We start from the raw sequence: 22,295 nt of genomic DNA, 5'->3' as shown, positions 1-22,295 counted from the left end.
CCCCCCCCCCCCCCCCCCCCCCCCCCCCCCCCGCGGCGCAGACCTCCCGAAGGAAACGCTTCGCCAGCCGTCAGCCCAAGACCCACGGATTGACCACGATCAGTGCGCCGCGAAAGGCAAGCGGCGACGATCACGCCTGGACCCCAGCCAGGCCGGTCCGCCTTGGCCCAAGGGGCCAAACCTGAAAGAATGCAGCGTTGGCCCGTACGGTCGCCCAGGTCCCGGGCCGACCCACCCGGGGCCCGCGCGCCTCCTGCCAGCGAAAACCCGATGTCCGACATGAACCCGGTGATCCGCTGGTTCCACCAGCTGGGCTCACCGCCCTACTTCGACCGCTTCGCCGCCCGCTGGGCACCGTGGGGCCATGGGCTCGGCCTGCTGGTGATGGCCTGGGGCGTGTACGGCGCGCTGTTCCAGGTGCCCGCCGACTACCAGCAGGGCGACAGCTTCCGCATCCTCTACATCCACGTGCCGGCGGCCTGGATGAGCCTCATGGTGTTCGGGCTGATGGCGCTGTACTCCGCGATCGCCCTGGTCTGGCGGATCAAACTGTGCGAGATCCTGGCCATGGCCTGCGCGCCGATAGGCGCCGCCTTCACCTTCGTCACCCTCGCCACCGGCTCGATTTGGGGCAAGCCGATGTGGGGCACCTGGTGGGACTGGGACCCGCGCCTGACCAGCCAGCTGGTGCTGCTGTTCCTGTACCTGGGCGTGATCGGCCTGTACCACGCCATCGACGACCGCCGCACCGCCGCGCGCGCCGCCGGCCTGCTGGCGCTGGTGGGCGTGGTGATGCTGCCGATCATCCGCTACTCGGTGGTGTGGTGGAACTCGCTGCACCAGGGCCAGACCATCCGCATCTTCGGCGAGTCGTCGATGGATCCGAGCATGATGCCGCCGCTGGTGTGGATGCTGGTCGGCACCAAGCTCTGGTTCGCCGGCTCGCTGCTGGCGCGCGCCCGCGCCGACAACCTGCAGCGCGAGGCCGGCAAGGACTGGGTGCGCCGGATCGCGGAGGCCGGGAAATGAGCTATCGCGAATACGTCATCGCCGCCTACGCGGTGTTCGCCCTGATGCTGGCCTGGGACTACGTCGCCCCGCGCCTGGCCATCTCGCGCCAGCTGCGCGCCGCGCGAAGGCTGGCCGCACGCAAGGCCGCGCGCCCCGCCGGCACCGACCGGCCCACGGAGCTGCACCGATGAACCCCACCCGTCGCAGGCGCCTCTGGTTCGTGCTCGCCGTCGTCGCCGCGGCGGCGCTGGTGGCGGTGCTGGTGGCGATGGCGCTGCAGCGCAACGTCGCCTACCTGTTCACGCCGGCGGAAGTGCTCGACGGGCGCGCCGGCGCCGACGTGGCCTCGGGCGCGACCCGCTTCCGCCTAGGCGGCATGGTCGCCAGGGATTCGTTCGAGCGCCCGCCGGGCTCGATGGAAGCGCGCTTCATGGTCACCGATGGCGACGCGCTGATGCCGGTGGTCTACTCCGGCATCCTTCCCGACCTGTTCCGCGAGAACCAGTCGGTGGTCGCCACCGGCCGCATGCGCGCCGACGGCACCTTCGTCGCCGACGAGGTGCTGGCCAAGCACGACGAGACCTACGTGCCCAAGGAAGTGGCCGACAAGATGGGCCTGGCGCACGAGAAGCACAACGTGGACGTGCCCGCGCCTCCGGCCGAAGGCCAGCGCTAGTGCTGCCGGAGATCGGCCAGGCGGCGCTCGCGCTCGCGCTCGTATTCGCGGTCCTGCAGGGGCTTTCCGGCCTGGTCGGCGCCGCCCGCGGCCGCGAGGACCTGGCTGCGGTCACCCGCCCGGCCGCGATCGCGCAGCTGGTGCTGGTGCTGGGCGCCTACGTGCTGCTGACGGTCGCGTTCGTGGTCGGCGACTTCTCGGTCAAGTACGTCGCCGACAACTCGAATTCGCTGCTGCCGCTGATCTACCGCTACACCGCGGTCTGGGGTTCGCACGAGGGCTCGCTGCTGCTGTGGTCGCTGATGCTGGCGATCTGGAACGCGGCGGTGGCGGTGCTGTCGCGGCGCATCCCTTGGAGCTTCCGCGCGCGCGCGCTGGGCGTGATCGGCCTGGTCGCGGTGGGCTTCCTGTCGTTCATGGTGTTCACCTCGAACCCCTTTGAACGCCTGCTGCCGGCGGCGGCCGAGGGCCACGACCTCAATCCGCTGCTGCAGGACCCGGGGATGATCATCCATCCGCCGCTGCTGTACATCGGCTACATCGGCTTCGTGGTGCCGTTCGCGTTCTCGCTGGCCGCGCTGCTGGAAGGCGCGGTCGATGCGCGCTGGCTGCGCTGGTCACGGCCCTGGACCAACATCGCATGGGCCTTCCTCACCGTGGGCATCGCCATGGGCAGCTGGTGGGCCTACTACGAGCTCGGCTGGGGCGGCTGGTGGTTCTGGGATCCGGTGGAGAACGCCAGCTTCATGCCCTGGCTGGTGGGCGCGGCACTGATCCATTCGCAGGCGGTCACCGAGAAGCGCGGCAGCTTCGGCAGCTGGACCATGCTGCTGTCGATCGCCGCGTTCTCGCTGTCGCTGCTCGGCGCCTTCCTGGTGCGTTCGGGCGTGCTGACCAGCGTGCACTCCTTCGCCGCCGATCCCTCGCGCGGCCTCTTCATCCTGGTCTTCCTGGGCGCGGTGATCGGCGGCGCGCTGCTGGTCTACCTCACCCGCGCGCCGCGCCTGGCGCAGGGCAAGCCCTTCGCCGCCTCGTCGCGCGAGACCCTGCTGCTGGTCAACAACCTGCTGCTGGCCTCGGCCTGCGCGATGGTGCTGCTGGGCACGCTGTATCCGCTGATCGCCGATGCGCTGGACCTGGGCAAGGTCTCGGTCGGCCCGCCCTATTTCGGCACCCTGTTCCTGGTACTGATGGCGCCCCTGGTGCTGCTGGTGCCCTTCGGCCCGCTGACGCGCTGGCAGCAGGAGCAGGCCTCGAAGCCGCTGGCGATGCTGGCACCGTGGCTGGGCCTGGCGCTGCTGCTGGGCGTGATCGCCTGGTTCAAGGCGCCACAGGGCGCGGTCAAGACCGGCTTCGGCGTGTTCGCCGCGGCCTGGGTGGGCCTGGGCACGCTGCGCTTCGCCTGGACGCGGTTCAGCGCCCAGGGCCGCGGCTTCACGCCCGAGATGATCGGCATGGTGCTGGGCCACCTCGGCATCGCCGTGTTCCTGGTCGGCGCCATGCTGGTCGAGGCGCAGAACGTGCTGCGCGAAGTGCCGATGTCGCCGGGCGCGACCGAGACCATCGGCCGCTACGCCTTCCGCTTCGACGGCGTCGAGCGCGTCCAGGGCCCGAACTACATGGCCGACCGCGGCCACGTGCAGGTCTTCCGCGACGACCGGCCGCTGGTGCTGCTGCATCCGGAGAAGCGCGCCTACGCCAGCGGCGGCCAGGTGATGACCGACGCCGGCATCCACGCCGGCGTCCGCGCCGACATCTTCGTCGCACTGGGCGAACCGCTGGGCGGCGACGCCTGGGCCGTGCGCCTGCACATCAAGCCCTTCGTGCGCTGGGTCTGGGCCGGCGCACTGCTGATGGCGCTGGGCGCGGTGGTCGTGGCCACCGACCGCCGCTTCCGCCTGCCGTTGAAGACGAAGGAGGCGCCGCGATGAACACCCCAAGCGCCCCCGAAGCCGCGCCCACGGGTGGCCGCCGGCTGCTGGCCGCGCTGCTGGTCGGCGGCTTCGTGCTGCTGCTGGTGCTGCTCGGCTGGGGCGTCAGCCGCTCCGACCGCCCCGACCGCGAATCACTGCCCTCGCCGCTGATCGGCAAGCCGGCACCGGAGTTCTCGCTGCCGGTGCTGCACGACGCCGACTACCGCATCGGCAGCAACGACCTGCGCGGCAAGCCCTACCTGATGAACGTCTGGGGCAGCTGGTGCCCGGCCTGCCAGGTCGAACACCCGGTGCTTGCGCGCTACGCCGAGACCAAGCGGATCCGCGTGGTCGGCTACAACTGGAAGGACGAGCCCGAGGACGCGCTGCGCTGGCTGGAACAGTTCGGCAATCCCTACTGGGTCGTGATCACCGACTACGACAGCGACGCGGCGATCGAGTGGGGCATCTACGGCGCGCCCGAGACCTTCCTGGTCGATGCCGACGGCATCGTGCGCTGGAAGCACGTCGGCCCGCTGACCGACGACATCGTCGACGAGGTGCTGGCGCCGATGGTCGAGGCGATGGAGGGCGGCGGATGAACCTGCGCCGGCCCTCGCTCCCACTTGCCCCGCGGCTGCTCGGCGCGGCCCTGTCGCTGCTGCTGGCCGCGCTGGCCATCGCGCCGGCGCCTGCCCTCGCCCAGGTCGCGCGCCCGGCGCAGCCGCTGGAGTTCCGCGACCGCGCCGAGGAACAGCGCTTCCACAAACTGACCCTGGAACTGCGCTGCGTGATGTGCCAGAACCAGTCGCTGGCCGATTCCGACGCGCCGATCGCCCACGACCTGCGCCGCGAAGTCTTCAACCTGATGCGCGAAGGCCGCAGCGACGCCGAGATCAAGGAATTCCTGGTCGACCGCTACGGCGAGTTCGTGCTCTACCGCCCGCAGTTCGGCGGCGGCACCCTGCTGCTGTGGCTCGGCCCCGCGGTCGTGCTGCTCGCCGGCGCGATCGTAGTGGTCGTCGTCGTGCGCAGGCGCGCGGCAGGCAACCGCGTCGCGCCCGATCCCGTCGACGAAGGACAGGAGTGGTGATGGCCGCCGTCTTCCTGCTCGCGGTCCTGTTCGCATCGCTGCTGGCCACCGCCCTGGTGGTGGCGCCGCTGCGCCGCGGTTCGCCGCGCACCTGGCTGGTGCTGCTCGCCGCGGTGCCGCTGCTGGCCGTTGCCGGCTACCAGCTGCTGGGCACGCCGGCCGCGCTGGATCCCGCCGCCCGTACGTCGTCCGCGGACGCCATCGAGGCCGCCGCCCACGTCGATCCCGCGCAGTTCGCGGAGGCCGTTGCCGAACTGCGGGCCGAGCTGGAGCGCAATCCGCAGCAGCCCGAAGGCTGGGCCCTGCTCGCGCGTTCGCTGTCGGTCCAGGGCGACCACGCGGGTGCGCGCGACGCCTACGCCCGCGCCCAGGCCCTGGTGCCCGACGAGCCGGCGCTGATGGTCGAACTGGCCCAGGCCAGTGCCCAGGCGCATCCGCAGAACCTGTTCGAAGACGAGGCCCTGGCCATGCTCGAGCGCGCGGCCGCCCTGCAGCCCTCCAATCAGCGTGCGCGCTGGTTCATCGGTGTCGCCCAGCGCCAGCGCGGCCGGGATGCCGAAGCCGCCGCGACCTGGGAAGCCTTGCTGCCTGACGTCGATCCCTCCACCGCGGCCAGCCTGCGCACGCAGATCGCCGAAGCGCGCGCGGCCGCCGGCCTGCCCTCCGCGGCCGGGCCTGCCACCGCGGGCGCGGGCGCCGCGACGCCCGCCGCGTCCCCTGCCGGCAACGCCCCGGCTTCGACCGCGGGCGGCCCCGGACTGCGCGTGCGCATCAGCCTGGCGCCGGGCGTCGCCGAACGCCTCGGCGGCCGCGGCACCCTGTTCGTCATGGCCCGAGACCCCGACGGCCCGCCGATGCCGGTGGCCGCCGAGCGCCATGACGTCTCCGCGCTGCCGCTGGAGATCGTGCTCGACGATGCCGACAGCCCGATGCCCACCCAGGTGCTGTCGCAGCTGTCGACGGCCGTGGTGTCGGCGCGGATCTCCGCCAGCGGCGCCGTGCAGCGCGGCGAGGGCGACATCGAATCGGCGCCGGTGCAGGTCACCCTGCCCAGCGACGAAGTCGTGGAGCTGGTGCTCGGCGCCGACTGAGGCCTCCTTGACAGGCGGCGATGCTGCATTGCAGCATCGAGGCGACCTTCCACGGAGACGCCGATGAAGCCTGCCACCGCCGCGGATTTCCTGGCCGGGGTCGAACAGCGCAATCCCGGCCAGCGCGAGTTCCTGCAGGCGGTCGGCGAGGTCGTGGACAGCGTCTGGCCCTTCCTCGCCGCCCATCCGCGTTACGCGAGCCAGGGCCTGCTCGAGCGCCTGGCCGAGCCGGACCGGATCATCGTCTTCCGCGTGGCCTGGGTCGACGACCACGGCGACGTGCAGGTCAACCGCGGCTACCGCGTCCAGCACAACAACGCGCTGGGGCCCTATAAGGGCGGGCTGCGTTTCCATCCCTCGGTGGACCTGTCGGTGCTGAAGTTCCTGGCCTTCGAGCAGACCTTCAAGAACGCCCTGACCACCCTGCCGATGGGCGGCGCCAAGGGCGGCTCGGACTTCAACCCCAAGGGCCGCAGCCCGGGCGAGGTGATGCGCTTCTGCCAGGCGTTCGCGATCGAACTCTCGCGCCATATCGGCGCCCACACCGATGTGCCGGCCGGCGACATTGGCGTCGGCAGCCGCGAAATCGGCTTCATGGCGGGCATGGTGAAGCGGATCGCCAACCGCGCCGACTGCGTGTTCACCGGCAAGGGCACCGCGTTCGGAGGCTCGCTGATGCGGCCGCAGTCGACCGGCTACGGCACGGTCTACTTCGCGCAGGAAATGCTCGAGCGCACGGGTGCGGCACTCGACGGCCTGCGGGTCTCCATCTCGGGTTCGGGCAACGTCGCCCAGTCGGCGATCGAAAAGGCGATGGAGTGCGGGGCGAAAGTGGTCACCGCCTCCGACTCCAGCGGCACCGTGGTCGACGAGGACGGCTTCACGCCCGACAAGCTCGCCGAGCTCATGGAGGTGAAGAACCACCTGTATGGCCGGGTCAGCGACTATGCACAGCGCGTGGGCGCCCGTTTCGAGGCCGACATGCGGCCGTGGTCGGTGGCGGTGGACGTCGCACTGCCCTGCGCCACCCAGAACGAGATCGACGCCTCCGATGCCACGGCCCTGGTCCGCAACGGCGTGCGCTGCGTCGCCGAGGGCGCCAACATGCCGACCACCCCCGAGGCCGTGCGGATCTTCGAGGAGGCCGGCGTGCTGTACGCGCCGGGCAAGGCCAGCAATGCCGGCGGCGTCGCGGTCTCGGGCCTGGAAATGAGCCAGAACGCGATGCGCCTGACCTGGGGTGCCGATGAGGTCGACGCCCGGCTGCAGCGGATCATGTGCGACATCCACGAGACCTGCGTCGAGCACGGGCGCCGCGAAGACGGCAGCGTCAGCTATGTCGACGGCGCCAACATCGCCGGCTTCGTACGCGTGGCCGACGCGATGCTGGCGCAGGGCGTGGCCTGAGGCGATTCCTGAGGCGCGATGCCCGCGGCGCCATCCACCGTGGCCGTCCACGGCACCGGTAAACTTGCCGCCATGACCGAATTCATCCCGCCGGGCACGCGCTGGATCGAGCTGCCGTCGCCGTTCGCCATGAAGCGCGGCGGCGCCCTGCAGCACGGGCGCATCGCCTACGAGACCTGGGGCCGCCGCAATGCCGCCGGCGACAACAGCATCCTCATCCTGACCGGCCTGTCGCCCGACGCGCACGCGGCTGCGAACGAAGCCGACCCTTCGCCCGGATGGTGGGAGGCAATGGTCGGGCCAGGCAAGGCCATCGACACCGGCCGCTGGCACGTGGTTTGCGTGAATTCGCTGGGCAGCTGCAAGGGCTCCAGCGGCCCGGCCTCGATCGATCCCGACAGCGGCCAGCCCTGGCGCCTCGATTTCCCGGACGTCGCCATCGAGGACGTGGCCGACGCCGCTGCGCACGTGGTGCGTGCGCTCGGCATCGAACGCCTGGCCTGCGTGATCGGCAATTCCATGGGCGGCATGGCGGCGCTGGCGCTGCTGGCCCGCCACCCCGGCATCGCCCGCAGTCACGTCAACATCTCCGGCGCCGCGCGCGCGCTGCCGTTCTCGATCGCGATCCGCTCGCTGCAGCGCGAAGCCATCCGGCTCGACCCGAAATGGAACGGCGGCGACTACGACGACGCGCATTACCCCGAAAGCGGCATGCGCATGGCGCGCAAGCTGGGCGTCATCACCTACCGCTCGGCGCTGGAATGGGACGGCCGCTTCGGCCGCGTGCGCCTGGACTCCGACCGACGAGACGACGAGGATCCCTTCGGCCTGGAGTTCGAGGTCGAAAGCTACCTCGAGGCGCATGCGCGGCGCTTCGTGCGCAACTTCGATCCCAACTGCTACCTCTACCTCAGCCGCAGCATGGACTGGTTCGACATCGGCGAATCCTGCGGGGGCACCACGGCCGAGGGCCTGGCGAAGATCCGGATCGAGCGCGCGCTGGCGATCGGCGTCCACACCGACATCCTGTTCCCGCTGCAGCAGCAGCAGGAGATCGCCGACGGCCTGCGCGCCGGCGGCGCCGAGGCCAGCTTCCTGCCGCTGGAGTCCCCGCAGGGCCACGACGCCTTCCTGGTCGATTTCGCTCGTTTCTCGCCGGCGGTGGGCGGCTTCCTGGCCGCGCTCTGAGCGGCCCACGGCCTTCCGCAGGCACCGCGGCAGCGGCGGCCGGTGCTGCAGCGCGGCGCAGACGCCAGCCTTCGCGGCGTACACTTGCCCCATGAGCGAACCGAACCACGGCGCCCTGCCCGACATCCCCTTCCCCGGCCGCGACAGGCTGGTCGCGGGCATCGAAGAGGCCCTGGCCGCTGGCGACTGCCACGCCGTCACCGCCGCCCTGCGCAGTATCATGTGCGGCCTGATCCGCGATCCCGCCGTGCGCCTGCCCGACTGCGTCCACGAGCCGATCGCCGACCACTACGCCCGCCGCGAGCTGTACCGCAGCCCGGAGCACGGTTACAGCGTCGTCGCCATGACCTGGGGCCCGGGCCAGGGCACGCCGATCCACGACCACGACGGCTGCTGGTGCGTGGAAGGCGTGTGGGCCGGCGAACTCGAAATCACCCAGTTCGAACTGCTGGAGCGTGATGGCGAACGCTTCCGCTTCCGCTCCGCCGGCGGCATCCAGGCCGGCCCGGGCAGCGCCGGCAGCCTGATCCCGCCGCACGAGTACCACACCATCCGCAACGCCGATGCCGCGGCCATCGCAGTATCTCTGCACGTCTACCAGGCGCCGCTGGAGCAGTGCTCACGCTTCGAGTCCAGTTCGGGCGAGTGGTACCGGCGGGTGGACAACACCCTGGCCACCGACCAGGCGGCCTGAGGCGCGGACGCGCGGGCCGCTGCCGCTATACTTGGCGCCCGCGCCGGAATGGCGGAATCGGTAGACGCAGCGGACTCAAAATCCGCCGCCCTTAAAAGCGTGTGGGTTCGAGTCCCACTTCCGGCACCACCCTAGGGGTTTCCTGACCCCCACCCGGGACCTGTCCCGATACCGGCCCCTCACGCGACGGCGCATGCTCGCCTCTCCGGCAGCACAGCGCACCAACGGACGGCGCGCCGCCTATATGGAACTGCGGCCGTGGCCTCTGGTCGCGGTGCTGGGCCGGAACCCCGTCTCTCCCGGGCCTATCATGGCCGCATGTGCCTGATCGCCCTCGCATGGCGCCAGCATCCGCGCTGGCTGCTTGCCATCGCCGCCAACCGTGACGAGTTCCACGCCCGTCCCACGGCGGCGGCCGGCATCGATCCCGAAGATCCTTCCGTCTACGGCGGCCGCGACCTCGTGCAGGGCGGCGGCTGGTTGCAGGTCTCCAGCCGTGGCCGGCTGGCGGCCGTCACCAATGTCCGCGACGGGCGCAACGGCCTGGCCCCGCAGCCACAGTCGCGGGGATGGCTGGTGCGTGATTTCGTCCGGGGCCGGGAAAGCGCCGGAGCCTTCGCCGCCGGGCCTGGTTCGTCACCGGGTTACGGACACTTCAACGCGCTGTTCTGGGACGGCGACGCGCTGGTCCACGCCAGCAACCATCCGGGCATCCGGCACGCAGCCGTATCACCAGGCATGCACGCGATGTCCAACGGGGCCTTCGACGCAGCGTGGCCGAAAAGCGTGGCGGCCACGCGGGCGCTGGAAGCCTGGCTCGCCACAACGCCTGGCCTCGACGCTCCAACCACCTCGATCGACGCGCTGGAACCGCTGTTCGCCGCCCTCGCCGACAGCCGCGTCGCGCCGGACGAAGCCCTGCCCGACACCGGCGTGGGGATCGCGCTGGAACGCGCGCTGTCGCCGCCCTTCGTCAGCGGGCCGGAGTACGGCACGCGCTGCAGCAGCGTGGTGCTGGTGGCCTCCGATCACATCCTGTTCGCCGAGCGGCGCCATGACCCCGGTGGCGTCCGCGCCGGCGAGGGCATCGCGAGGATCCCGCTGTGCCGCGACTGAGCGCCTGCCCCCGGTCCCGCCGCTGAACGAAGGTCGCGTCGACGGCCGCCTGCTCAGGGCGAACTGGCGCGGCAGCGCAGCGGTGCGTTGTCCTCCAGGCCCTGCTCCCAGCCATTGGGCCGGCGCAGCGCGATGGTGTGGTTGATGCAGGCGCGCTCGGCGCCCTCGCGCATCGCGGTTACCGGACCGGGCAGCAGGACCACCTCGCCGCCACTGCTCTGGCCGACGGTGACCATCGCGGCATCGCTGGCCAACGAATCCTCTTCGGCCACCTCGGGATCCGACACAGCGGCGGCCGTCTTCACCGCCGTCTCCTCGTCGCTGCCGAACGCGGCGCCCGCGACGTGACGGACGATATCGGCAAGGAGAATGCCCAGCGCCACCGCAAGCAGCATCGGCAGGAAGAACGACCAGGGACTGGACTCGTCGCGCGGGCGGACTGGGCGCATGGATGGCCTCCTGAAGGACGCCAGAGTAGCGCGTCCCGCGAACGGCCAGGCCTGGGGTAAACCCGAGGTCGCGTGACGCGCGCGACCGCACTGGCGGCGCGATCGGCGCATATGCGAAAGGCCCAGTCGCCCGGGTTTCCCCGGTCGGCTGAGCCTTCCTTCGTCGAAGCGATTGCGTAGGGGCTTTGTCAGCCTTTTCCGCTTTTTCTTCGACGGTTGCGACTCTAGCGCAGCGGCCGTTAGCGGAACGTCAATCGAGCCGACCGTTCGTCGGCGGCGCCGGCCAGGGCCACCAGCCACGGCCCGTGAGCGCGTAGCGGTCGGCCGAACGCTCGAAGCGGTTGCGCACGCTGATGCCGCCGCACAGGAAGTACAGCGGCAGGAACAGCGGCCCGAGCGCCATGTACTGCAGCACGTGCGCGCGTTCGTGATCGACCAGGCGCACCGCGGGCTGTTCGCACAGGCCGGCGCGATGGGCATAGGTCAGGCAGTCGCAGTCGATGCTGTCGCCAGTGTGCAGGATGACGTTGCCGAGCGTGAGCGCGCCGCCCGGTCCGAACGGCACGGCATCGAAGACCAGGGCCAGCTCGCGCCCGCGCAGGCGCATGCGGGCACCGAAGGGCAGCGCTGACAGGCCGGCCAGCAGGCCGGGCAACGTGTACGGCAGCGCCCACAAGACGCCGAGGACGCCGGCGACCAGGCGCAGCGCGCGCCATGGGGCCGAGCTCACCCCTCCTCGGGCATCAGCAGCCACAGCACCACGTAGACGAGGATGCCCGGGAAGGCCGCCGACAGCACCGAGAACACCACGTAGAGCACGCGCAGCAGGGTCGAGTTCCAGCCGAAGCGGCGCGCGATGCCGCCGACCACGCCGGCGAGCACGCGGTCGTCGAGCGGACGGCTGAGCCGGGGATGGGTGGCGCTCATCGCTGCGCCAGCCAGCCATGGATCGCGTCGGGCACTTCCTTCTGCGCGCGGCCGGAGACGTAGATGCCGATGTGGCCGCCACGGAAGGACAGCTCCGAATAGTCGTTGCTGCCGATCAGCCCGCCCAGCGCCTTCGACGCCGCCGGCGGCACCAGGTGGTCCTGCTCGGCGTAGATGTTGAGCACCGGCATCTCGACCATGCCCAGGTGCACCTCGCGGCCACCGATCTCGATGCCGCCGTTCACGAAGCCGTTGCCCTGGTAGTACTGCTTGATGAACTGGCGGAAGGCCTCGCCGGCCTGGTCGGGCGAATCGAAGATCCACTTCTCCATGCGCAGGAAGTCCTCCATCGCCGCCTTGTCGTCGAGGATGTCGGCCATGCCCACGTACTTCTGCACGAACAGCCGCCAGGGCTTGAGCGTGAGGTAGCACATGTTCATCAGGTCCGCGGGTACGTTGCCCAGGGTGTCGACGAAGAGGTCGACGTCCATGCCGCGGGTCCAGTTCGACAGCATGTTGTCCGGCGTATGGAAGTCCACCGGCGTGACCATGGTGATCAGGTTGCGCACCTTCTCCGGATTGAGCGCGGCGTAGCTGAGGGAAAACGCGCCGCCCTGGCAGATGCCGAGCAGGTTGACCGCGTCGACGCCGTGCGCTTCACGCAGGTGGTCGACGGCACCGCCGATGAAGCGTTCGATGTAGTCCTCGAGCTCGAGGAAGCGATCGGAGCGGTCGGGATAGCCCCAGTCGATGATGTAGACGTCCTGGCCGCGCGCAAGCAGCTGGCGCACCAGCGACTTGTTGTCCTGCAGGTCGACCATGTAGGGACGGTTGACCAGGGCGTAGGCGATCAGCAGCGGCACGCGGGCGGTGGGTTCGCGCTCGCCGACGAAGCGGTAGAGCACGACCTTGCCGTCGCGCCAGACCTCTTCGCGCTGCGTGGCGCCGAAGTCGACGTCGTCGACCTCGCGCAGCACCTGGAGGCCGGCGGCAAGCTTCTGCTGCAGGCGCACCGCCTCTTCGGCAAGCCCTGCGGGCGTGATGTTGAGCGGACCGTACATGTCAGCGCTTCCCCTTCTTCACGGCTTTCTTCGCCGATTTCGATGCCATGGGTTCGGGCGCGCGCGGGATGCTGCCGGCGATCGCGCCGCCGAAGCCGGCGCGCGCGGATGGCCGGCGCGCACCGCGCCCGGCCATGGTGCCTGCGGGCGCGGCGCGCTTCGCGGCTTTTTTGGCGGCCGTCTTCGCCGGGGATTTCGCGGCGGCCTTCACCGTCTTCGCGGCGGCCTTTGTGGAAGGCTTCTTCGCCGTGCGCGCTGCAGGCCTCTTCGCGAGCTTCTTCGCAGCCTTTTTTGCTGCCTTCTTCACTGCCTTCTTTGGCGTCGCTTTTGCAGTCCGCTTCGCCGGCTTCTTCGCCGCCTTCTTCGCGGGCCTGGCTACGCGGCGTGCCGCCACCGCTTCGTCGACTGCGGGTTCCACGACATCGACGGTGGCAGCGGCCGCCCGTACAGGGCGTCGCGCAGGCGCCGCGACGCGCTGCGGCACGCCCTGCCCATGCATCCGCCCGGCGGCATCACGCAGCCGCCGCACCTCGCGCTCGAGCTGCGCCAGCTTGCGGTGCGCGCCGTCGAGCTCTGTGCGGGTAGGCATCCCAAACTGCGCGCAGGCGTCCTCGACCATGCGCTGCACGCCGGCGCGCACGCGCATCTGCGCGTTCACCAGGTTGCCGTAGACCTCGCGGAACTCCGGCGACAGCGCGACCTCGGCATAGGCTTCCTCGGCAGCGTCGATCCACAGGTCGAACAGCGCGCGCCCGGACTGGAGCTGGCGCCCCGGCTCCTCGTGGTCGATCAGCCGGTTCTCGAAGATCGCGAAGGCCTCCTGCTGCGCCTTGGCCATCAGCGCGCCGTAGGCGCTGGAGGCCTGGTGGTACTCCGCCACGTGCGCCGCGAGCCGCTGCAGGCGCTCCTGGTGCTCGCGGCCGGCGCCGAAGGCCGGCATCCGCAGCCAGGACAGGCCTTCGTCGCGGATCGAATCAAGCCAGGGCGAGGCGTCCTCCACCCATTGCTCCAGGCCCTGCAGGTGGTGGCCGCGCAGGCTGCGCAGCATTTCCGGGAAGGGGTTCTCGCCACTGGCGCCCAGCGCCTCCTTCCAGGCGCGGGCGACGTCGACCGCGGTGGCCTCCTGCCCGGCGAAGCGCGCGGCGACCTCCTGCATGCGCGCGTACCACTGCCGCGCCTGGCGGTTGAAGTGTGCGAGCGCGTCGTTGGCCTCGCTGCGACCGCCGTGCGCGAGCCGCGTCCACCAGTCGATCGACTCCTGCCAGGCCTCCGCGCCCAGCGGCGAGGCGTGCTGCGGCCCTCCCATGCCGGGGATGGCGCCCGCGCCCGGCACCGCGTTGCGCAGTGCGTCGCCCCAGGCGGCCCAGTAGCGCCGCGCCAGAGACTCGAAATCGTCCTGCCTGTTGCCCAGCATCACGCGCCTCCTTCCATTCGCTCCGATCATAGCAACCGGGGATGGCGGCGCCAGCGCCGGTTCAGGGCTTCGGGATGCGCAGGGTCTTGCTGATCATCAGCGAGCCCGACAGCGCATACACCAGCACCAGCGGGTGCAGCTGCCACGGCCCGATCTGCCACTGGCCCAGCCAGATGGCATCGCCGATCGCGCCCTGCCAGGCGGCCACGGCCAGCAGCATGACGATGGCGACGCTGGTCGGGATCGGCGTGCCTTCGAAGTACTTCACCTTGTCGCCGCCGTCGGTCAGGGTCTCGGCGGTGACGTTGTAGCGCGCCAGTCGGCTGACGCCGCAGCCGACGAAGAAGCTCAGCACGATCCAGTCCCAGCCGCCATGCAGGCCGCAGGCGTAGCCGAGCGCGGCCGGGGCGACGCCGAAGGAGATCACGTCGGCCAGCGAATCCAGCTCGCGGCCCAGGGTCGAAGCGACCTTGCGCCAGCGCGCGATGCGACCGTCGAGCGCGTCGAAGACGAAGGCCAGCGGGATGAGCGCCATGCCCAGCAGCAGGTCGCGGACGCCGCCCTCCTGCAGGTAGCGCATCGCGGCGAAGATCGCGCCGGTGCCGCAGAAGGCGTTGGCGAGGGTGAACCAGTCCGCGAGGTGGAAGTCGCGGAGCATCGAGAAGTGGCGCTGGCGGGTCATCGGCGTTCCGGGAGGCGCTGGGAAGGCTGCAGCATGCCAAACCCGCCGTCACGGCGGGTGCAAGCCGCCACGCCCCGGCTCAGCGCGGCATTGCCAGGTGCGAAGCCTCCAGCGCCGCCGAACCGCGCGGAGTCGCGTCGATCACGGCGTCGGGCGGCAGCGCCGCCCCGTCGAGGTGCGCATCGACCCGCTCCAGCGCCTCGTAGACGTACGGCAGCAGCGGCAGGTAGCGCGCGCCGTAGTCGGGCAGCGCCAGGAAGCCGTCGAAGTGCTGCACGTTGCGCACCTGCCAGTAGCGCACGTCGCGGCCGGCGGCGCGTGCATGGGCGACGTAGGGCGCGCTGCTGAAGGCGACCGGGATCAGACCGTCGTCGAGGCCGTGCACCACCACCACCGGCAGGCCCTCGCGCGGCGGCGCGGCGCGGGTGGCGGCGATGCCTGCGCGCACGCGGTCGGCGTCGGTGCCGTCGCCCGTCCACAGGCCGCGCAGGCACTGCAGGCCCTTGAGCGTCAGGTCGGGCGGCGCGATGCCGGCATCGACCAGGCCCACGCCCGAGCCCGGCGGGATGCCGCTGGCATCCGGCCACCAGGTCGCGCGCTCGGCGGCGGTGGCCGGGCGCGGCACGAAGTCGCTGCCCTGGGCGGCGAAGGAGAATCCGCACGGCCCCTCGCCCACGCCGTAGCGGCCGTAGGCGCTGGCATAGGTCGCGGCCACCACGCGCCACAGGTCGAAGCCCGCGGAGAGCGCGCCGGCGCGCAGCGCCTCGGCGGTCCAGCCGGCGGCCTCGAGCAGGTCGCGGGCCTGGCGCGCCTGCGCGGCGGTGTCCGCGCCCGACAGCACGCCCTCCGCCGCCAGCGAGGCGCAGCGCGCGGCGTACAGCGGCTTCACCTGGTCGAGCAGCGGCGGCTGCGGCAGGTTGTCGACGGCCAGCAGCGCGCAGGGCATCAGCAGCGCGGCCTCGGTGGTGTAGTCGTAGAGCGCGCGGCTGCCCTGCCCTTCGACGTACACGTTGGGCTCGCCGGCGACCACCGCATCCAGCCAGTCGCCGTCCAGCTCGGCCGCGCGCAGCACCGCGCCGCCGCCGTTGGAGATACCGACCGCGATCACGCGGGTGTTGTCGAAGGTGAAGGGCGCCTGCGCCGGCAGCGCCTCGTCCAGCGCCTGCAGCGCGAACTCCGCGGCCTGCTTCACGTGGCGGCCCCAGTCGGCCTCCGGGTTGTCCTTCGAATGCGCGTGCTTGAAGGCAACGCCGGAGGCACCCGCGGCCGCCTCCGGGGCGAAGGCGATGTCGGCGGCGTCGCGCGCGACGGCGCGGCCGTCGGCGCCGAAGCCCAGGCCCGCGTCAAGGTCGAAATAGTCGCTGCCGTTGCCCTTGTCGGTATAGGCCACCGCGCAGCCGCGCGGCAGGCCCCAGGCGCCGGCGACGGCGATCGAGCCGTAGATGCCGCGCGAACCCGAGGATGCGGTGACCAGCACGCAGCGCTTCGCGGCATCGAAGGCATCGGGCAGCTGCACCAGCACCCGGTGCGGGTGCTTCGCGCCAGGGACGGTCGCATAGGCCGAGAATTCGCGCCCGGGCACCTGGGCCACGCTGCCGTACAGCGTGCCGTAGCCGCCGCCGGGACCGAGGTCGGCGATGCCGCGCCAGTTGCTCCACAGCGCGCGGCGGCGCAGTTCCGCAGCGGTCGGCGCTTCGGCGTCGGCGAAGGCCGGCGGCACCATCTGGCGCAGGCCGTCGATGCCGAGGCCGGCGGTCAGCAGGTCGTCGCCGTCGCGGTGGATGCTGCTGCGCGCGTGTTCGAACATCAGGGTCTCCGTGGCCGCCGCGGCGGCGGCGGCCGTGCTGCGATCGGGGGTCGCGGCGCAGCCGGCGAGCGTGGCCAGCGCCAGGGTCGCGGCGGCGAGCAGCAGCGCCCGCGGCGCGGTCGGGGTGTGGTGCAGGTTCTGGCGCACGGAAGCCACCTCAGGGTACCGGGAATGCCCTGCACCGTAGCAGTCGCCCGTGGCGGCGGCATCGTACTTTTGTACGCAGGGAGACAAGGCATCGATTTGCTACCGTGGTGGTCCCCACCGCACCGCATTCCAAGCCGCCATGACCGACACCTTCCTTTCCGGCCGCACCGCGCTGGTGACCGGCAGCACCTCCGGCATCGGCCTGGCCATCGCCTGCTCGCTGGCCGAGGCCGGCGCGCGCATCGCCGTGAACGGCCTTGGCGACCAAGCCCAGGTCGATGCCGCGCTGGACGCGGTGCGCAAGGCCGGCAGCGAGGACGCCCGCCACTTCAATGCCGACCTGCGCGACCCCGACGCCATCGCCGCGATGATGGCCGGGATCGACGCCTGGTCCCCCATTGACGTGCTGGTCAACAACGCCGGCATCCAGCACACCGCGTCGCTCGCGGAGATGCCGGTGGGCAAGTGGAACGACATCATCGCCATCAACCTCAGCGCCGCCTTCCACACCATGCGCGCGGCGCTGCCGGGCATGGCCGCGCGCGGCTACGGCCGCGTGGTCAACATCGCCTCGGTGCACGGCCTGGTGGCTTCGAAGGAGAAGGCGCCCTACGTCGCCGCCAAGCACGGCATCGTCGGCCTGTCGAAGGTGGCGGCGCTGGAATACGCCGCGGCCGGCAGCCGCGACAGCGGCGGCGTGACCGTGAACTGCATCTGCCCGGGCTGGGTGGAAACGCCGTTGATCGAGCCGCAGATCGAGGCCCGCCGCAACGGCGGCAGCCGCGACGACGGCGTGCGCGCGCTGGTGGCCGAGAAGCAGCCGAGCCTGCGCATGACGCTCCCCGCCGAGATCGGCGCGCTGGCCGCCTGGCTGTGCCGCCGCGAGGCGCACAACGTCACCGGCGCCTCGTTCCCGGTCGACGGCGGCTGGACCACGCAATAAGCGGCCACGCGCCCACCAACCCGCCATGGCCACCCTGCTCATCGCCGACGACCACCCGCTGTTCCGCGCCGCCCTGCGCGGTGCCGCGGTGGAGGCCGAGGCCGGCACCGCCGTGATCGAGGCCGGCACGCTGGACGACACCCTGGCCGCGCTGGAGTCGCGCGCGGACATCGACCTGGTGCTGCTGGACCTGCACATGCCGGGCAACCACGGCCTCGCCGGCCTGGCCGCGATCCGCGCGCAGTTCCCGGCGGTGGCGGTGGTGCTGGTGTCGGCCAACGAGGATCCGCAGGTGGTGCGCCGCGCGCTCGACCACGGCGCCGCGGGCTACATCCCCAAGAGCGCCGGGCTGGACGAGATGCGCGACGCCATCCGCAGCGTGCTCGCCTGCGAGGAGTGGCTGCCGCCGGCGCTGCGCGGCGCCGTGGCGCGCGCGGAATCATCGCCCGGTGACACCGACCTTGCCGCGCGCCTGGCGAGCCTGACCCCGCAGCAGTTCCGGGTGCTGGCGCTGGTCGCAGACGGCCTGCTCAACAAGCAGATCGCCGACCGCCTGGACGTGCAGGAGCGCACGGTGAAGGCGCACCTGTCGGCGATCTTCGAGAAGCTCGGCGTGCGCAACCGCACGCAGGCGGGCGTGATCCTGCGAGGACTCGAACTCAGTGATCCGGCGCGGCAGGTCGAAGCCAGCACCTGAGTCCGCGACGCATGGCTGACGGCGCGCGCACCCGTTCCGCCGGCCGGTCTTTCAGCGCGAGAACGACCAGGACTGCATGCGCCCGTCGCGGTACGGCATCACGCCATGGAAGGGCCGCGGATCGCCGTCGAACACCAGCGGCACGAAGTGGCGGTCGCCCTCCCACAGCGGCAGCTCGAGGAGGCGCTCGACATCGACCCACTCCAGCGTGCCCTCCGGATTCGCCGCCGGCGGCGTGCCGCTAAATTCCGTGACCAGGAAGACGAAGGCGAACCAGTCCTCGCCCTGCTTGCCGAAGCCCGGCCAGCTGATGGTGCCGCGCAGCTCGACGCGCGTGCACTCGATCGCGGCCTCCTCGCGCAGCTCGCGGCGCAGGCCGGCCAGCGCATCCTCGGCGGCCTCGAGCTTGCCGCCCAGGCCGTTGTACTTGCCCAGGTGCTGGTCGCCGGGGCGCGCGTTGCGGTGGATCATCAGCGCGCGCCTGCCGTCGGGCGAGAGCACGTAGCCGAGGGTCGCGAGGATCGGGGTATAGGGCATCGGTACTGCGGCAGGCGGAAAGCCGCACATTGTAGGCGGCCGGGCCCGTGGATCAGTCCGCGGCCCCGCGCGTGATCCGCATCCGTCCCAGCATCGACTTCAGCGCCAGCGGCCGGACGGGCTTCTGCAGCAGGCCCAGGCCGTGTTCGGCCACCTCGCGACGCACCGCGTCGGTGGCGTCGGCGCTGAGCACCAGCACGGGCACCGCGCCGTGCCGCGCCGACAGCCGCCGCCACGCCTCGATGCCGGTGTCGCCGTCGTCGAGGTGGTAGTCGAGCAGCCAGAGATCGGCCGGGCGCGCGGTCTGCGCGGCCAGCGCGGCTTCGGCATCGGCGGCGGCGTCCACGCTGCAGCCCCAGCCGCGCAGCAGGCTTGCGAGCGCGTCCAGCGCCAGCGGGTCGTTGTCGAGCACGAGCACGTGGGCACCCGCCAGCCCGGCGCGACCGGCGGGCGCTGCGACCGCCTGCGCCGGCGCGCGCACGGCCGGAAGCGCGATCGAGAATACGGTGCCCACCCCGGGACGGCTGCGCAGCGCCACCCGCGAGCCCAGCAGGCGCGCGATGCGCTCGGCGATCGCCAGCCCCAGGCCCAAGCCCTGCCCGCCCACGCCTTCGCCGCGGCGGAACTCCTCGAAGATCAGCGCCTGCTGCGCGGGCTCGATGCCGGGCCCGGTGTCGTGCACCTCGATCCGCAGCGCCCCGCCCGCGCGACGCAGCCCCAGCAGCACGCGGCCTTCCGGCGTGTAGCGCACAGCATTGGCGAGGAAGTTCTGCAGCACCCGGCGCAGCAGCTGCGGGTCGCTGTGGGTCCAGGCGGCGCTGGCGACGTGGTCGAAGCGCAGGCCGCGGTCGCCGGCCAGCGCGCGGAACTCCGAAGCCAGCGGCTCCAGCACCTCGGCCAGCGGGAAGTCGCGCGGCTGCGGCACCAGCCCGCCCGCTTCCAGCCGCGCCATGTCGAACAGGCCGGTCAGCAGGTCGGTGGTGGAATCCAGCGCGCCGCGGATCTGCCCCAGCTGGACGCGCTGCGCACCCGCCACCTGCTCCCCCAGCGCATCGGTGAACAGCTGCGCGGCGTGCAGCGGCTGCAGCAGGTCGTGGCCGACCGCGGTCAGGAAGCGGCTCTTGGCCTCGTTGGCCCGCTCCGCCTCGCGCCGCGCCTGGTCGAGGCTTGCCGTGCGCTCCTCGACCCGCTGTTCGAGCGTCTCGTTGCTGCGCTTGAGCTCGGCCTCGGCGCGGCGGAAGTCGGTGACATCGGTGAAGGTGGCGACGAAGCCACCGCCGGGCATCGGGTTTCCGCGGATCTCTACGATGCCACCGTCGGGGAACACGCGCTCGCTGACGTAGGGCGTGCCGGCGCGCATGTGTCGCAGCCGCTTGTCCGCCTCGGCATCCACGCGCCCGTCGACGCCCGCCACCAGCCCACGGCCCAGGTTGTACGCCACCAGCTCCGCCACTGGCACGCCGATGCGCAGCAGGCCCTGCGGATAGCCGAACAGCTCCGCGTAACGGCGGTTCCAGGCCACCAGGCACAGTTCGCGATCGACCACGCTGATGCCCTGGCTCATGTTCTCCAGCGCCGCTTCCAGCACGCGCTGGTTGAAGCGCAGGTCCTGCGAGGCCTCGCCGACGATCTCGGCCACGGTGTCGAGGTCGGGCCCGGCCTCGCGGCGCGCGGCATCCAGCAGCAGGCGCGCCGAGGCGCTGCCCAGCACCGCGGCCAGTTCGCGTTCGAAGCGGGCCTCGATCGATGACGGCACCGGGCCGCTGGAAGGCGCGCCGCGCAGCAGGTCATCCACCGCACGCGCCGGCAGGAAGCGGCGGCCGGCATGGCGCAGGGTGCGCAGGTCGGAGCCGCGGGCCACGTCGCGGTCCGGCGCCGACAGCCAGGCCGACAGCGACAGCGTGACCGCGGCACCCGCGAACAGGCTCACGCCCACCGCGCGTCCCAGGCGGCTCCAGCCGGTGAGCCCGAAGATGCTCTCCGGCGCCAGCCAGGCAACTCCCCACGGCCCGCCGTGCAGCCAGGCGCCGTCGCCGCCGCCCAGCTCGACCAGCATCGGCGAGAGCATCACCCAGGCCCAAGCGAGGAACGCCGCGACCACGCCCCAGGCCGCCGCCGTCGCCGGCGTGCGCGTGCGCCAGACCGCGCAGAACAGCGCCGGGGCCAGCGTCGCCAGCGCCGAGAACGAGACCGCGCCGATGTCGGCCAGCGCCTCGCTGCCGCCGATCACGCGGCTGTAGGCCCAGGCCATCAGCATCACCGCGAGGATGCCGCCGCGGCGCAGCGCCAGCAGCGCGCCGCGATGGTCGCCGCCGTCGCGGCGCGCGGCCCAGGCACCGCGCAGCAGGCCGGGCGCGAACCAGTGGTTGCCGATCATCAGGCTCAACGCCAGGGTGCTGACCACCACCATGCCGGTGGCCGCGCTCAGGCCGCCGAGGAAGGCGAACAGCGCCAGCCCGTGATGCCCCAGCGCCGCCGGCAGCGCCAGCGCGTACATGTCCGCAGGCACGCTGTCGCCCAGCAGCGCGGTGCCCGCGCGCGCCAGCGGCAGGGTCGGCAGCGCGATCAGCACCAGGTACAGCGGGAACTGCCAGCGCGCGGTGCGCACGTCGCGCTCGTCGCGGCATTCGACCACGCCGACGTGGAACTGGTGCGGCAGGATGAACATCGCCAGCGCGCCCAGCAGCACCAGCGGGATGAAGCCGCCCACCGGCTCCGGCGGGCGCGGCGGCGCCACGACGTCGAACTCGCCCAGGCCGAACCAGACCAGCGCACCCAGGGCCAGCATCGCCAGCAGCTTGAACACCGATTCGAAGGCCATCGCCATGACCAGGCCGCGGTTGTGCTCGGCGGCGCTGGCACGGCGAGTGCCGAAGGCCATCGCGAACACCGCCATCGCCAGCGCCACGTACAGCGCGCCGTCGCGCCACGGCGCCACCGTGTCCGCCACGCCCGCGCTGGAGGTCAGAGTGGCGAAGCTCATCGTCACCGCCTTCAGCTGCAGCGCGATGTAGGGAACCATGCCCAGCAGCGCCACCAGGGTGACCACCGCCGCCAGCCACGGGTCCTTGCCCAGGCGGGTGGCGATCAGGTCGGCGATCGAGGTGGCGTTGCTTTCCCGCGCCAGCCGCACCAGGCGCACCATGAAGGCGAAGGCCACGATGTAGAAGACGATCGCGCCGAGGAAGGTCGGCGGCAGCGGCCAGCCGTAGCGCGCGGCCTGGGTGACGGTGCCGTAGAAGGTCCACGAGGTGCAGTGCACCGCCAGCGACAGCGCGTAGACGTGGCGCCAGTGGCGTGACAGCGCGCCGGGGTGGCGCTCGGCGTACACGGCCACCCCGAACAGGAGCACCAGCCACAGCGCCGCCGCCGTGACCACCACGCCGACGCTCAGCATTGCCCCGTGTCCCCCATCCAGCCGCCTTCAATCGTGCGGATCGAG

22 protein-coding genes and 1 tRNA gene are annotated in these 22,295 nt (G+C 71.8%); 14 read left to right on the top strand and 9 right to left on the bottom strand.

All coding sequences use genetic code 11. The annotated features are described in order from the left end of the window. Nucleotides 1-279: 279 nt before the first annotated feature. From E2170_RS13500 to E2170_RS13445, 12 genes are all read left to right on the top strand, one after another. On the top strand, nt 280-1,029 hold the full coding sequence (locus E2170_RS13500) for a heme ABC transporter permease (protein WP_133001217.1): 750 nt from the start codon (nt 280-282) through the stop codon (nt 1,027-1,029). After that, nucleotides 1,026-1,202, top strand: coding sequence for a heme exporter protein CcmD (gene ccmD / locus E2170_RS14285; RefSeq protein ID WP_133001120.1), 177 nt, complete (start codon nt 1,026-1,028; stop codon nt 1,200-1,202). The genes E2170_RS13500 and ccmD overlap by 4 nt, the downstream gene beginning before the upstream one ends. After that, nucleotides 1,199-1,687 (top strand): cytochrome c maturation protein CcmE, encoded by a 489-nt coding sequence (gene ccmE / locus E2170_RS13490; protein ID WP_133001119.1) that lies wholly within the window; start codon nt 1,199-1,201, stop codon nt 1,685-1,687. The genes ccmD and ccmE overlap by 4 nt, the downstream gene beginning before the upstream one ends. Next, nucleotides 1,687-3,618, top strand: coding sequence for a heme lyase CcmF/NrfE family subunit (locus E2170_RS13485; protein WP_133001118.1), 1,932 nt, complete (start codon nt 1,687-1,689; stop codon nt 3,616-3,618). The genes ccmE and E2170_RS13485 overlap by 1 nt, the downstream gene beginning before the upstream one ends. Then, nucleotides 3,615-4,202, top strand: coding sequence for a DsbE family thiol:disulfide interchange protein (locus tag E2170_RS13480; RefSeq protein WP_133001117.1), 588 nt, complete (start codon nt 3,615-3,617; stop codon nt 4,200-4,202). The genes E2170_RS13485 and E2170_RS13480 overlap by 4 nt, the downstream gene beginning before the upstream one ends. Then, a complete protein-coding gene (locus tag E2170_RS13475; protein WP_133001116.1) occupies nt 4,199-4,693 on the top strand; it encodes a cytochrome c-type biogenesis protein in 495 nt (164 codons plus the stop codon). The genes E2170_RS13480 and E2170_RS13475 overlap by 4 nt, the downstream gene beginning before the upstream one ends. Beyond that, nucleotides 4,693-5,784, top strand: coding sequence for a tetratricopeptide repeat protein (locus E2170_RS13470; protein ID WP_243708172.1), 1,092 nt, complete (start codon nt 4,693-4,695; stop codon nt 5,782-5,784). Before E2170_RS13475 ends, E2170_RS13470 begins: the two co-directional genes overlap by 1 nt. Before the next feature lie 63 nt (nt 5,785-5,847). Continuing rightward, nucleotides 5,848-7,191, top strand: a complete 1,344-nt coding sequence (gdhA, locus tag E2170_RS13465; RefSeq protein ID WP_133001114.1) for an NADP-specific glutamate dehydrogenase — start codon at nt 5,848-5,850, stop codon at nt 7,189-7,191. 72 nt (nt 7,192-7,263) lie between these two features. Further along, nucleotides 7,264-8,379 carry a homoserine O-acetyltransferase MetX gene (gene metX, locus E2170_RS13460; RefSeq protein ID WP_133001113.1) on the top strand — a complete coding sequence of 372 codons (1,116 nt, stop codon included), beginning with the start codon at nt 7,264-7,266 and terminating at the stop codon, nt 8,377-8,379. 91 nt (nt 8,380-8,470) lie between these two features. After that, entirely contained in the window at nt 8,471-9,073 is a 603-nt protein-coding gene (locus tag E2170_RS13455; RefSeq protein WP_207914983.1) for a cysteine dioxygenase family protein, read from the top strand. 42 nt (nt 9,074-9,115) lie between these two features. Beyond that, a tRNA-Leu gene (locus tag E2170_RS13450) sits at nt 9,116-9,202 on the top strand. Nucleotides 9,203-9,391: 189 nt separating this feature from the next. Then, nucleotides 9,392-10,189: an NRDE family protein gene (locus tag E2170_RS13445; RefSeq protein WP_133001112.1), complete on the top strand. Its 798-nt coding sequence runs from the start codon at nt 9,392-9,394 to the stop codon at nt 10,187-10,189. A 53-nt stretch (nt 10,190-10,242) separates the two neighbouring features. Here E2170_RS13445 and E2170_RS13440 read toward each other — a convergent pair whose 3' ends face one another. The 7 genes from E2170_RS13440 to E2170_RS13410 form a co-directional block, all read right to left on the bottom strand. Next, nucleotides 10,243-10,638: a hypothetical protein gene (locus E2170_RS13440; protein WP_133001111.1), complete on the bottom strand. Its 396-nt coding sequence runs from the start codon at nt 10,636-10,638 to the stop codon at nt 10,243-10,245. Nucleotides 10,639-10,888: 250 nt separating this feature from the next. Next, nucleotides 10,889-11,368, bottom strand: coding sequence for a hypothetical protein (locus E2170_RS13435; protein WP_133001110.1), 480 nt, complete (start codon nt 11,366-11,368; stop codon nt 10,889-10,891). Beyond that, nucleotides 11,365-11,565 (bottom strand): PspC domain-containing protein, encoded by a 201-nt coding sequence (locus E2170_RS13430; protein WP_133001109.1) that lies wholly within the window; start codon nt 11,563-11,565, stop codon nt 11,365-11,367. The genes E2170_RS13435 and E2170_RS13430 overlap by 4 nt, the downstream gene beginning before the upstream one ends. Beyond that, complete coding sequence (locus E2170_RS13425; protein ID WP_133001108.1) at nt 11,562-12,626, bottom strand: class III poly(R)-hydroxyalkanoic acid synthase subunit PhaC; 1,065 nt, start codon at nt 12,624-12,626, stop codon at nt 11,562-11,564. The genes E2170_RS13430 and E2170_RS13425 overlap by 4 nt, the downstream gene beginning before the upstream one ends. Nucleotide 12,627: 1 nt before the next feature. Next, nucleotides 12,628-14,040: a class III poly(R)-hydroxyalkanoic acid synthase subunit PhaE gene (gene phaE / locus E2170_RS13420; protein WP_133001107.1), complete on the bottom strand. Its 1,413-nt coding sequence runs from the start codon at nt 14,038-14,040 to the stop codon at nt 12,628-12,630. 61 nt (nt 14,041-14,101) lie between these two features. Continuing rightward, entirely contained in the window at nt 14,102-14,722 is a 621-nt protein-coding gene (locus E2170_RS13415; protein WP_133001106.1) for a CDP-alcohol phosphatidyltransferase family protein, read from the bottom strand. Nucleotides 14,723-14,801: 79 nt separating this feature from the next. Further along, complete coding sequence (locus E2170_RS13410) at nt 14,802-16,676, bottom strand: D-(-)-3-hydroxybutyrate oligomer hydrolase (RefSeq protein ID WP_243708171.1); 1,875 nt, start codon at nt 16,674-16,676, stop codon at nt 14,802-14,804. Between the two features lie 139 nt (nt 16,677-16,815). On the opposite strand from E2170_RS13410, the gene E2170_RS13405 reads away from it, so the two are divergent. Together E2170_RS13405 and E2170_RS13400 are read left to right on the top strand one after the other, a co-directional pair. Beyond that, nucleotides 16,816-17,619 (top strand): 3-hydroxybutyrate dehydrogenase, encoded by an 804-nt coding sequence (locus E2170_RS13405; protein WP_133001105.1) that lies wholly within the window; start codon nt 16,816-16,818, stop codon nt 17,617-17,619. Nucleotides 17,620-17,644: 25 nt separating this feature from the next. Further along, nucleotides 17,645-18,316, top strand: coding sequence for a response regulator (locus tag E2170_RS13400; RefSeq protein WP_133001104.1), 672 nt, complete (start codon nt 17,645-17,647; stop codon nt 18,314-18,316). 51 nt (nt 18,317-18,367) lie between these two features. Here E2170_RS13400 and E2170_RS13395 read toward each other — a convergent pair whose 3' ends face one another. After that, entirely contained in the window at nt 18,368-18,853 is a 486-nt protein-coding gene (locus tag E2170_RS13395) for an NUDIX hydrolase (RefSeq protein ID WP_133001103.1), read from the bottom strand. 52 nt (nt 18,854-18,905) lie between these two features. Continuing rightward, nucleotides 18,906-22,250, bottom strand: coding sequence for a hybrid sensor histidine kinase/response regulator (locus E2170_RS13390; protein WP_133001102.1), 3,345 nt, complete (start codon nt 22,248-22,250; stop codon nt 18,906-18,908). Between the last annotated feature and the right edge of the window lie 45 nt (nt 22,251-22,295).

This window comes from Luteimonas arsenica, from assembly GCF_004352825.1.
GTDB classification, from domain to species: Bacteria; Pseudomonadota; Gammaproteobacteria; order Xanthomonadales; family Xanthomonadaceae; genus Luteimonas; species Luteimonas arsenica.
Note: the sequence above shows the minus strand (reverse complement) of the source record. Positions and strands in the feature narration are given on the sequence as shown.